The 2,475-nt window shown below is 27.9% G+C and carries 2 protein-coding genes; both read left to right on the forward strand.

What is annotated here, in order from left to right:
• Positions 1-241: 241 nt before the first annotated feature.
• Positions 242-1,102, forward strand: coding sequence for an abortive infection system antitoxin AbiGi family protein (locus tag AC0B9F_RS37885; RefSeq protein WP_127739874.1), 861 nt, complete (start codon positions 242-244; stop codon positions 1,100-1,102).
• Between the two features lie 2 nt (positions 1,103-1,104).
• Positions 1,105-2,307 carry an abortive infection system toxin AbiGii family protein gene (locus tag AC0B9F_RS37890; protein ID WP_127739875.1) on the forward strand — a complete coding sequence of 401 codons (1,203 nt, stop codon included), beginning with the start codon at positions 1,105-1,107 and terminating at the stop codon, positions 2,305-2,307.
• Positions 2,308-2,475 lie beyond the last annotated feature (168 nt).

A 2,475-nucleotide genomic window follows, 5' to 3' on the forward strand; every position in this document is an offset into this window, starting at 1 on the left:
CACCTCTTTAAATACAAACGTAAATAAGAGTATGTTAGCCCAAAGGCTGCTGAGTTTATTAGTTGAGACTGCTAATCTAAGTAGATTGCAAGAAAAAGTAAAATATAAAATATATACAATATTATTTTACTTCAATAGCTAAGTATTTTCAAATAGAAATTTTGAATAATTCATCTAAAACCCTCTTATAAAGTATAATATATGTAACTAGTTATACTATTATCAGTGAAAGGATTATCAAATGACTATCTTAGATAAAGAAAAAATACAGGTAATTAATCTTCAAAACAACCCAAGTCTTAATAGTGAGCAAATTTATATCCCATCTAAACAAAGTGCCAACGTTTTGTTTAGATTTATGAACAAATTAGAATTCCTAGAAGATATTATTTTAAAAAAGGCAATAATTCCAAGATACTACGAAGAGAAACTAGATTATTTACAACTTGATAGCCTAGAAAAAATCGCAATTCCCATGAGTTGTTTTTGTGATATCCATTTAAATAAACTTGCTCCTCACATGGAAAATTACGGATTATACGGGATAGGATTGAGTAAAGAATGGGGAATTAAAAGAGGAATTCAACCGATACATTACGTTAATCAACATTCTAATTTACTATCAGATTTCAAAGAAGTTATTAATAAAACTCTTTCTGCACAAACGGAAGAAGAAAGAAGTACCTATACAGTTTATAACAATCTAATTTTACATCAATTATTTTATATGAAACCAATCGAAGGAGAAATGAGATATTCAGTTCAGAACAAAAGTAAGTACGAAAAAAGAAATTTCCACGATGAAAAAGAATGGAGATTTATACCTAATATAAATGGAATAGATACAGATCTTCCCCTGGTTATTAGTCAAGACCATTTAAATCCCAAAAGTTATAATACTTATTCAGATGGATTACGCCATAAGCCGGAGTTGTGGCTGGATTTTGAATATGATGCCATTAAATATATTATAGTGAATGATCAAGCAGATAGAAGTGAATTGATTTCATACATTGTCCATAACTGTAAAATAAGCGAAATAGAAAAGTACACCCTAATTTCAAAGATTTTAGTTTTTAATGAATTAAAAGAGGATTGGTGATTATGTTTACAAATTTTGAAAAAGCATTTTTTAAGCAAAATGAAATAGATCAAAAAATCCCTGCCGAAGTAATGCAATCTTTAAATGAAAAATTACCAGAGGGGTTTGTTTATACAGACTTAGGAGAAGGAGCTGCCGGACTCTTACCTAATACCGGAGGCGACTTCCAGCTTTCAGGTTTTAGTGTTCAATTGCCAGCTGATCTCCCTGATGATTTAAAACCATCAACTTTCTTTGAATTAATAGAATATATGTATAGAACGCAAACAAAAATTAAACTTATATCTAAAAATAATATTATAAAAATTAACAATAAAGAATTTGATATAGATGAATTACTAAAGCTCCCTTTTTCTGATTTGGAAGTAAGAGATTCTGAATTCTATATGGTGCCTAAACCATTTCAAAATCCCTTCAAAGTTATCCTAGAAAGTGATGAAGTTAAGCGGGAGTTTTTAATGAAAAGACAACCATATCCACACATGCATAAAAGTCTATTCAAAAGTATTGATAATAGTGTATTAGAAATTTCTTATTTAATCGATGAAATAAATAATCAAATTAAATTTAACTTTACATTAGATATTGATAAAACGAAGGACATCAAACAGTTGATAGAAGCATTAAAAATATATAAAGCTTGTATGAATGGACACATAAAAATAAATAAACAACCACTACCTCAAGCAACAGATAGTAAAACTGAATTAACTTCAATCGATGAAAATATTAATTTCTGGGTAAAGGTTTTGAAACTCCAAAGCTTATTAGGGGTAAATTTTATACCTACGTCAGAAATAAAACACAACGATGTTTTATTAGTCGAGGAACTTTATCGCTCCTTATATGAAAACAAGCCATTTAAGGAATATATTAAATTAAATGATTTAACCCTTAATGGAGTACGTGGAGTTAACCCTAAGGAATTAATAGATCAAAGCTTATCATTCCAATTTATAAGGAATAGCAAAAAAGAATTATTTGGTTGTGAAATCGAGCTTTTCAGCTTGATTGGCTACTTCGATTTTAAAGTTATTGGTGTTAATATATTAGATAATGATAAATACATGTTAGAAACTGAACCTACACCAACAAAAAAAACCTTTCAGACAACCATACACTTTATCAATGAAATAAATGCTAAAAGGTACCAAGAAGAAAAGGATATGGATGTTTTTCAAAACGCAGAAGAAATAATTTTATAAGTTACTGGACAGCAGATTACCTGCTGTCTTTTTATTTTTATATAAATATATTATTTTTTACGTTATTATTAACATTATAATTAAATATAAAAGTTATAATAGTTTATATATAATAGACAAATAAACTGTTTTTCTATATATCCCTAGATTATTATAATTTATCTAATT

This window comes from Streptomyces sp. NPDC097129, from assembly GCF_055668065.1.

Bases quoted from the DNA above. Each gene is read 5' to 3' on its own strand.
- AC0B9F_RS37885 (WP_127739874.1), top strand. From the start codon at position 242: ATGACTATCTTAGATAAAGAAAAAATACAGGTAATTAATCTTCAAAAC.
- AC0B9F_RS37890 (WP_127739875.1), top strand. From the start codon at position 1,105: ATGTTTACAAATTTTGAAAAAGCATTTTTTAAGCAAAATGAAATAGAT.